5 protein-coding genes are annotated in these 9162 nt (G+C 67.8%); 2 read left to right on the top strand and 3 right to left on the bottom strand.

From position 1 onward, the window contains the following. A partial coding sequence (locus ACIRA7_RS01680) for a S9 family peptidase (protein WP_396219054.1) occupies positions 1-1504 on the top strand: 1504 nt, incomplete at its 5' end. Between the two features lie 8 nt (positions 1505-1512). Here ACIRA7_RS01680 and ACIRA7_RS01675 read toward each other — a convergent pair. Together ACIRA7_RS01675 and ACIRA7_RS01670 are read right to left on the bottom strand one after the other, a co-directional pair. Continuing rightward, the gene (locus ACIRA7_RS01675) at positions 1513-4410 is read right to left on the bottom strand and encodes a gamma-glutamyltransferase (protein ID WP_396219053.1); all 2898 of its coding nucleotides are present in this window, start codon (positions 4408-4410) and stop codon (positions 1513-1515) included. A 5-nt stretch (positions 4411-4415) separates the two neighbouring features. Next, positions 4416-6359: a peptidylprolyl isomerase gene (locus tag ACIRA7_RS01670; RefSeq protein ID WP_396219052.1), complete on the bottom strand. Its 1944-nt coding sequence runs from the start codon at positions 6357-6359 to the stop codon at positions 4416-4418. Positions 6360-6505: 146 nt separating this feature from the next. Between ACIRA7_RS01670 and ACIRA7_RS01665 the strand changes: the two genes are divergently transcribed. Continuing rightward, positions 6506-8317, top strand: coding sequence for a M28 family peptidase (locus ACIRA7_RS01665; protein ID WP_396219051.1), 1812 nt, complete (start codon positions 6506-6508; stop codon positions 8315-8317). Positions 8318-8380: 63 nt separating this feature from the next. Here the strand turns inward: ACIRA7_RS01665 and ACIRA7_RS01660 are convergent, their stop codons facing one another. Beyond that, complete coding sequence (locus ACIRA7_RS01660) at positions 8381-9064, bottom strand: acyloxyacyl hydrolase (RefSeq protein ID WP_396219050.1); 684 nt, start codon at positions 9062-9064, stop codon at positions 8381-8383. Between the last annotated feature and the right edge of the window lie 98 nt (positions 9065-9162).

Genomic DNA, 9162 nt, shown 5'->3' with positions numbered 1-9162 from the left:
GGCCGGTGGCATCGGGAATCCGGCGGGTCCGGCGGCGACGGCAAGCGCGGTACCGCCGGCCGGTAATCCATCCGGGGGCTGCGGGGCGGGCGTCGGCGGCGGTGCGGCGCGTACGGCTGGTCTCGCCGGGCGTTCCGACTCGACCCGCGCGGGACTTCGGCAGTCACCCGGCTTCTACTCGGCCACCTTCGCCGCCGGTCATACGCTCGAGCTCATGATCGCCGACGTCGCCACCGGTGAAGCGAAGCGCGTGTGGCGCAATGCGCCGCGCGACAGCGTGTTCACGTCGCTCAACAACATGACATGGGCGGGAAGTAGCGTGATCTTCCCGGTGAATGTGCCGAAGGACGAATGGGATCGGTGGTACCGCGTTCCGGTGAGTGGAGGCGAACCCACGCTGCTCACCACCACCGACGGCATGATCGAGGACGCCACGTCGGTGGCGTTGTCGAAGGACGGTGGCAACACGCTGTTCTACAGCACGAACGCCACCGATATCGAGCGTCGGCACATCTGGGCCGTGCCCACATCGGGGGGCGCGCCGCGTCGCGTGTCGAGCGGTGACGGCATTGAGACGTATCCGCAGCCGCTGGCCAGTGGCACGTCGATCGCCGTGATCTCCTTCGACGCGAGGACGCCGGCGTCGATCGCGATCGTTCCGGCGGCCGGTGGCGCGCCGAAGCGTGTGTTCCCGACGCTGGCGGCGAGTTTCCCGACGGCCGCGCACGTGGTACCGGAGATCGTGAAGACGAAAGCGGCCGATGGGCTCGAGATCAGCAACACGCTGTTCATGCCGAAAGACATGAAGCCCGGTGAGAAGCGCCCCGCGCTGATCTTCGTGCATGGCGGGCCACGTCGGCAGATGATGCCCGGCTACCACTACATGCAGTTCTACCACTGGGCATACGCCGTGAATCAGTGGCTGGCCGATCAGGGCTACGTGGTACTCTCCATCAACTACCGCAGCGGCGTGGGCTACGGCAAGAGTTTCGCCAACGCCCCGAATACGCAGGGACGCGGCAACTCCGAGTATCAGGATGTCGTCGCCGGCGCGAAGTACCTGCAGGGGCGCGCCGACGTCGATCCCACGCGCGTGGGCATCTGGGGACTCTCGTACGGCGGCCTGCTTACGTCGCAGGCGCTGGCGCGCAACTCCGATATCTTCGTGGCTGGTGCCGATCTCGCGGGCGTGCACTTGTATGGCAACGTGATCGATACGGCGAATCTGGCGTTCACGTCGAGTGCGGTCGGTGCCATCGACAGCTGGAAGTCACCGGTGTTCCTCGTGCACGGCGACGATGACCGCAACGTGGATTTTGCGCAGACGGTGGGACTCGTACAGTTGCTGCGGGCCCGCGATGTGTATCACGAGCTCATCGTGGTGCCCGATGACCTGCACGAGTCGATGCTGCACCGGAACTGGATCGACACCTTCGACCGCATGGGCATGTTCCTCAAGCGGTTCGTGTGGAACAAGGAGAAGGCGCCGAGCATGAAGCAGTAGGACGCGCCTTACTTTTTCGTTCCGGTAATGGCCCCTGCCGCGCCGGCCCGTCTCGGGTCGGCGCCGGCGGTGACCACGGTGCCGTCCATGCGCACCGCCGCGCCGTACCCTTCGCGCAGTTCACCGGGCAGCGACACGAACGCAAGGTCGTAGCCGAGCGCACGCAGGCGTGCGATCACCGTGGGAGAGAAACCATCTTCCAGTTGCAGCGTGTACGGCACCAGAGCGGCGGGTCCCGTACCTGGCGCACCGCCGAAGCCGCCGCCCGGCAGATAGCGCGGCAACTCCAGCGCCGCCTGCGGTCCCAGGTTGTAGTCGAGCACACCGAGTAACGTTTGATACACCGCCGAGGTGATCCACGCGTTGCCGGCGGCTCCCACCGCGATGAAAGGCTTGCCGTTCTTGTACGCGATCGTCGGGGCGAGCGTGCTGCCGTGACGCGCGAACGGCAACCGAGAGCCGTACTGCGACGCGTCGGTACCGTAGCTGGTGAGCTTGTCGTTGCTCAGGAAGCCGAGCCCCGGTGTCACGTAGAAGTTGCCCCCCCATGTGCCGAGTGTTTGCGTGACCGACACCGCATTGCCGTCGTTGTCGGCCACGGCGAACGACGTCGTGCCGGCCGCGTGGCACACGGTCATCTCCGCGGCGTGTTCGTCGCCGCACGGCGATGCCGCGGCGGCGACGTCGCGCGGCGTCTCGGCCGGCTTGGCCGGCGCCACTGCGGGCGTCGCCTTCGGTAAACAAGGCAGCGTGTCACCGCGCACGGACGCCGGCGTGAGTGCCTTGTTGGCGTCGAAGCAGCGCCAGCGGAGCCGCGCCGTATCCTTGTTCACGATGGGCGCCACATCGGTCGGCCACATGGCGGGATCGGCGATGCGATTGCGCGACGACGGCACCAGGAACCACGCCGACAGCGCGGCGTGCAACGAGGCCGGGTCGTCGGTGTAGCGTTTCCCCGTGCGCGACGGGGCGGGCGACTGCTCCAGCAGATTGAGCCGCGCCACGAGTTCTGCGCCGCCGCTCACCGGCGGCGCGCTCGAGTAGATCGTGTAGTTGCGGTAGGTGCCGCTGATGGACTCACGCTCGGGTGCGAAGTAGCGCGCGAGATCCGACAACTTCATCGCGTTCCCCTTCCCGCGCAGATCGGTCACCCACTTGGCCGCCACCTCGCCCTTGTAAAAGCCATCGGCGCCCTTGGCGGCAATCTGCTCGAGTACCCACGCCAAGTCGGGATTCTTCAGCGTATCGCCGGCCACCAGTGGCTGCCCGTTGCGGAAGAACAGCGCGCGGCTGCCTTCGTACTTGGCGAAGTGCTCGCGCTCGGTGGCCAGCGTCGTGGCCAGACCTTGACTCACTTCGTAGCCGTTGCGCGCCGCGCGGATGGCGGGGGCCAGCAGGTCGGCCCATGGCACCTGCTTGCTGCCGTACTTCTGCCACGCCGTGTACATGCCGGCCACGGTGCCCGGCACGTTCACCAGCACCGGGCCGTCGCTCGGATAGCGACCGTTCACCAGCAGCGACGTATTGGACAAACCGCCTTCTTCCGGCACGCGGCTCATGAACTCGATCACCGTGGGCGTGGCGCGGCCCTTGAGCGCGATCACCATCTCGCCGTAGCCGGCAATGCCGCTGGCGTCGGGCTCCACGACACCGAGGGCGAAGCTCACGGCCACCGCAGCGTCGATGACGTTGCCACCGCGGCGCATGATCTCGAGTCCGGCCTCGGTCGCAACCGGATGCGCGCTGGACACACCGGCGCGTCCCTTCGCCTCGGCGCGCAGGGCAGGGCGCGCCTGCTGCGTGTCGTACAGCACCTGCTGCAGCACGCTGTCGTTGGTGGCCGCGAGCGCACGCGGGCGATGCGACGCCCGGACCGCCTCCCACTGCGCACGTCGCGCGATCGCGTCGGCTCCACTGAAGTACGTGCGGGCCAGTCGCTCCCACAGCCGGTCGAACGCGGCCGCGTTGCGTTCGGCGCGCGCGTCGGGCACCGCGGTCACCGCGGCCGCACGACCGGCATCCGGCGCCGCCGGCGCCGGTACCCGCACCATCATTCCGCCGGTCACCGGCGACGTCGTGCCAGCGAACCGCTCGGTGGCGCTGCGATCGAGGCCGCGATCGGGATCGCCGTTGTAGCTCACCACGACTTCCGAAAACTCCGCGATCGTGATGACCTTCCCATCGGACGACCAGTCTACGTCGCCGTGCGTCTTCGACACGAGATTACTGTACGCGCCATCGGGCGCCACGGCGTAGACACCGCTGCGCATCGAGATCGCAAGTCGCCCATCGGGCGACCAGTCCAGCGCCTCTACCGTCGCATCGCTACTGGCTGTCGTCGACGCGCCGTTCGTCACGGGGCGTACGACCACGCGGCGCCCCGCTTCGTTGATCACGATCAGCGCGATACGCGTACCGTCGGGCGAGAGCTTCGGCGCACGCTCCGTCTGCTCGGTGTTGGACAGGCGCCGCTCGGTACCGTCGGCCTCGCGAAGCCAGACCCGCGTGGCACCGCCGCTCCCCCGCACGAACGCGATCCGGCCATCGGGGCCGACACTCGGCGCTGTCTCATGCGCCGAACTGGTGGTGAGACGCACCGCGCTCCCGCGCGTACCAACCGGCAGGCGCCACAGGTCGTAGCTGCCGGTGGAGTCCGACGCGTACACGATGGCGCTGCCGTCCGCGGTCCAGGCGGGATCGCGATGCCACGCCGATCCGCTGGTGAGGCGCACGACCGCCGCATCGGGCGTGCGCTGCAGGTACAACTGCCCGTCGTGGGCGAACACGAGCGCGCCGCTGGGTGACATCGCCGGCTGACGCGCACCGCGAAGCCCGGCGCTGTCGGGCTGGATGGCGCCCTGTGTGGTCAGCGTGGCCGCGAGCAGTAGCGGTCGGAAAAGCGACAAGAGGATCACGGACGGCGGGGAGAAGAGGTGGTGGCGCGGCGCACAGTGATCGATTCGATCACGTCGCCTTCCTGCACACGGTCGATGAGATTGAGCCCGCGCGTGACGTTGGCAAACACGGTGTAATCGTGATCGAGCCGGAAGTTGTTCACGAGGTTCACGTAGATCTGTCCGTCACCGGTGTCGCGGCCGCGCGTGCTGATGCCGAAACTGCCGCGCGCATTGCGCGCCAAGCCGACTTCATCGCGCATGAAGCTGTCGGTGATCGGATCGTACTCGTCCGCGCCCGGGCTGCCACCCTGAATCACGAAGTTGGGGACGATGCGATGGAAGGTGAGGCCGTTGAACTTTCCGGCGCTGGCGAGCGAAACGAACGTGTGCACGGCCATCGGTGCGTCATCGAAGCGGAGCGCCAGTTCGACTTCGCCGATGCCGCGGAGACGCATCGTCGCCGTCGCGCCGTCGAGGCCAGCCAACTGCGCGGCCGTCGGAAAGGCGCCGGGTTCGTAGCGCATGGTGGTCGGTGCCACCGCGCTGCCGGTGAGCCGGGTGAGATGCCGGGCGGCCGCGCTGGCGATGGCCGGATCGGGGTCGTTCAGTCGCGCGCGCAGCCAGATCGTGCTCGGACCATCGGCCGCGTCGCCGATGCGCTCCAGCAGCGCCGCGCGCGGGTCGCGCAGACTCACACGCTGCATCGCGCTGAACCGATCGAATGCGGCGCGCAGCTGCGGCAACGCGCTCGCCAGGTCCTGATCACCCTTGAGCTGCGTGGCCGCTGCGAGGGCGAGCCCCGCATGATCGCTCGTGAGCGCCTTGATCGCCTGCGCGCGCGTGGTCATGGCGGCGATGGCGACGTTCGGCTCCTTGTCCACGGCCAGCATGCGTAGCGTTGCACTGTCCTTCAGCAGCTTGGCGGCGTTCGCGGCATAGACGCGCGCCTGCCACGTGGTCGACGCGGCCAACCGAGACACCACCGCGGTCGCACGGGGCGGTGCCAGCTTGGCCAACGACACGGCGGCATGCGCTTGGTGACGCCACGAGGCGCTGGCACTGCTCTCGCGGTCGAGCGCCGTCAGCGACGCGGTGTCGGTGCACTTCAGCTCGCCGAGGAGGTCGATCGCCAGCAAGGCTACATGTTCGCTGGCGTCGCGCACGTGAGCCGCGGCACGCGCACAGGTGCCCGCCACGCGGAGCGCCTGCCACCGCACCATCGGGGCCGTGTCGTCGACCCACACCCGCCCCAGCGCCACCGCCACCCGGCGCACCTCGGGGCTCGTGTCGCGCAGCGCCACCGCAACCGTGGCGGAGTCGCGATCATTCGCCGCGGTCAGCGCCAGCAACAACAACTGCCGGGTCTCCGATGCACCGTCCGCGCGCACCGCTGCACGAATAGCCTCGAGCACCTCGGCGCTTGGCTTGGTGACACGGGCCGTCCGGCGCAGCAACGCCTCCATGCCACGGGCCGCCCCTTCCCGCACCACCGACGTGTTCGTGCGAAGGCCGTCGGTCAGGGTCTGTGCCGCCACCACGTTGTCCCTCACGATCTCCACGGGAGTCGCCCCTGGAGCCGAGGGGATGCGACCAATCGCTTCATAAATCACCGCGCGCACCGATGCGTCCGGCTCCGTCAGCAGGAGCGCCGTCAGATCATACCGCGAGCGGATCTGTCCCATCGCGTTCACCGCTTCCCGCCGCACCGACACGGCACGCGTGGTGAGCAACGGAACGAGCTTCGCCTCGAGTGGGAGTTGCTCGAAGCGGCCGATCGCCCGCACGGCGAGCCGCTGCCGCACCGTATCGCCGCTCAACAGTGCCGCATCGATGCTACGCATGTCCGTGCCGCGCAGATGCTCGGCCCGCAGCAGCTCGTACGTGGTGGGCGGAATCGGCGCCTGCGCACTCAGCTGAGTACCTGCCGCAAACAAGAGAATCGGGACCATCAGCCGCATGCGCATGTCCGGGAAGGGGTCGACGCCCAATATGGCCCGTCGTCGTCCCCCCCGCCTCTCCCAGGGCGATCGGTTGAACACTGCGTGACCACCTCACGTATTCTTCAGGTAGTCCCACATTCCCTCAACTCTCCCCTGGAGCAACCATGCGATCCTTCGGGCTCGCCCGCTTGTCCCTCGCCGCGTCCGTCTGCGGCCTTGCGACCCTTCCCGCGCTGTTGGCCGCGCAGGGCGCTGCCAAGACCAACCAGTACGGCAATCCCGCCACGCTCAAGCCGGCGCCCACCAAGGCGGCCATCGACGTGCGCGACCTGCAGATCCGTCTCTATCAGTTCGCCGACGACTCCATGCTCGGCCGTCAGGTCGGCCGGGTCGGCAACAAGAAGGGGACCGACCTGATCGCCGCCGAGGTGAAGCGCCTCGGGCTGCTCCCGGCGGGCGACAATGGCACCTATTTCCAGACCTTGCCGTATCACCTGCGAAAGTTCACCGACCATTCGCGCCTGACTGTCGACGGCAACCCCATCGAGTGGAACACCGGCTTCGTGGCGGTACCGGGGCAACGCGCGCCGCGCCCCATCGCGGGGGTCGAAGTGGTGTTCGGCGGCACGCAGGGCGACTCCACCACGCAGATCTCGGCGGCCGATGCCGCCGGCAAGTTCGTGGTGTTGCTCCCCAATCCCAACGGTGCCCGCGGCGGTCAGGGGCAGGCGTTCGCCGTGCGTGGCGGCGCTGCGCCGGCCCGCTCACGCTTCGACGATGCCGTGGCTATCGCCACGATCGACCTCGACGCGCTTACGCCGGCCCAGCGGGTGGCGCTCAACGAGCCCACCGTAGCCACGTCGAGCGCGCCGGGGCGCGGCGCACCGGCCGGTGCGGCGCGCGGTCCCGTCGACTCCATCGCCTTGCTCAAGTCGCAACTCGCCGCCCTGCAGCCGCAGGCCACGATTCGCCTCACGCGCGACGCCGCCGCGCGGTTGTTCAAGCGCACCAACATCGACGGACTCTCGGCCGGCCTCAAGGGTGGCACAGTCACGGCGTCGCTCGACTTCGTGGAAACGCCCACCGAGTGGGCGCGCAACGTGGTCGCCGTGGTACCTGGTAGCGATCCGGTGCTCAAGCATCAGTATGTCGCGATCGGCGCCCACAACGATCACGTGGGGATCACGACGCCCGTAGACAAAGACTCGATTCGCGCCTTCAATGTCGAGAAGAACAAGCTGCTGCTGGCCAACAACATGCAGGGGCTGGGCCCGGAGATTCTGACCTCGATTCGCGTGAACATGGACAGCATCCGCAAGGTGCATCCGAAGGCGCGGCTCGATTCCATCAACAATGGCGCCGATGACGACGGCTCAGGCTCGATGGGCGTGCTCGAGATCGCCGAGGCGATGATGGCGATGCCGGTGAAGCCCAAGCGCTCCACCCTCTTCATCTGGCACACCGGCGAAGAAGGCGGCCTGGTGGGATCAGCGTTCTTCACCCGCAATCCCACGGTGCCCATCGATTCCGTGGTCGCGCAGCTCAACCTGGATATGATCGGTCGCGGTCGCGCCGAAGACCTGCCGGGTGGTGGACCGGACTACGTCGGCGTGGTGGGCTCGTTCTTCGACTCGAAGGACCTGGGTGAAACGGTGAAAGCGGTGAACAGCAAGCAGAGCAAGCCGCTCACCTTCGATTACAAGTTCGACGAGCCGATCGCGTGGAGCGGCTACAACAACATCTACGGTCGCAGCGATCACTACAATTACGCGCAGCAGGGCGTACCCATCGCGTTCTTCTTCACTGGATTGCATGGCGACTACCACCAGCGCAGCGACGAGCCGGAGTTCATCGACTATCCGCACTACGCGAAGATCACGAACTACATCAAGGAGCTCGTGGTGGAAGTCGGCAACGGCCCGCGCCCGCGGTTGAATGGGTCGAAGCCGGCGAAGCCCCGGGTCATCGTTCCCTAAGCGAACGGCAGCACCGACGTAGCGCAGACGCACGGGCCCGGAATGACGTCCGGGCCCCGTGTGTCACTGCAGCGTCGATATCCGAACCGAGAAAACGTGCGAGTTCATCCCGGGGTTGGCGCCACCCATGCTCGCGTTCGACAGATGATGCAGTTGGTAGCCGAGTGCGAACGCCCGTCGGCCGCCGATGCGGCGCTCCAGGAACAGCCCTGGGGCCACGGTGAAGTTGGCCTGCGTGGCCTTGCCATAGGGCACGACTCGCGAGAACCAGGCCACGCCGGATGTGACGTTGAACAAGACGTGCGTCTTCGCGCTGGGCGAGAACGCGGCCTCCGCGCCTAATGGCGCGAATCCCACGCCGAAGGCGTCTCCCACCTGATAGCGTGCGAGTCGCCGCGGGTCATTCGCCTCACGCGGGTCCCTGTCCGGTGTCGGGACGCGATGGGGCGGCGCACCGGCGGTGACCAGCATCGCCGGCATGACCTCGCCCAACCACGCCACATGGACGCCGCGCACCATGAACAGCGGGCGGGACAGCTGGATGGCCAGGGTGCGGAATGCGCCGTCGATCGTTTCATTGTGCGACGCGGTGCGTGTATCGACCGCGCCACTGAGCATCATGCTGACGTGCGGTCGCTGAGCGGCCGCTTGCGCCGCGACGGTTGGACCCGCGAACACGAACGCAAACCCGGACGGTACGGCGGCGAGCAACAGGCGCCGCAGGGCGCGACGATCAGGACACAGCATGCCGGAGGGGCTCCTTGAAATAGTGGCGGCAGGGGATCGGGGAATGATCCGCCGGCGCGCGTCGCCGAGGGAAGGCGCCGGTGGGATCGATTCCCGTG

It is taken from the genome of Gemmatimonas sp. (assembly GCF_044376735.1).
In the GTDB taxonomy this organism is placed as follows: Bacteria; Gemmatimonadota; Gemmatimonadetes; order Gemmatimonadales; family Gemmatimonadaceae; genus Gemmatimonas.
This window is presented reverse-complemented; position numbering and strand designations above follow the sequence as displayed.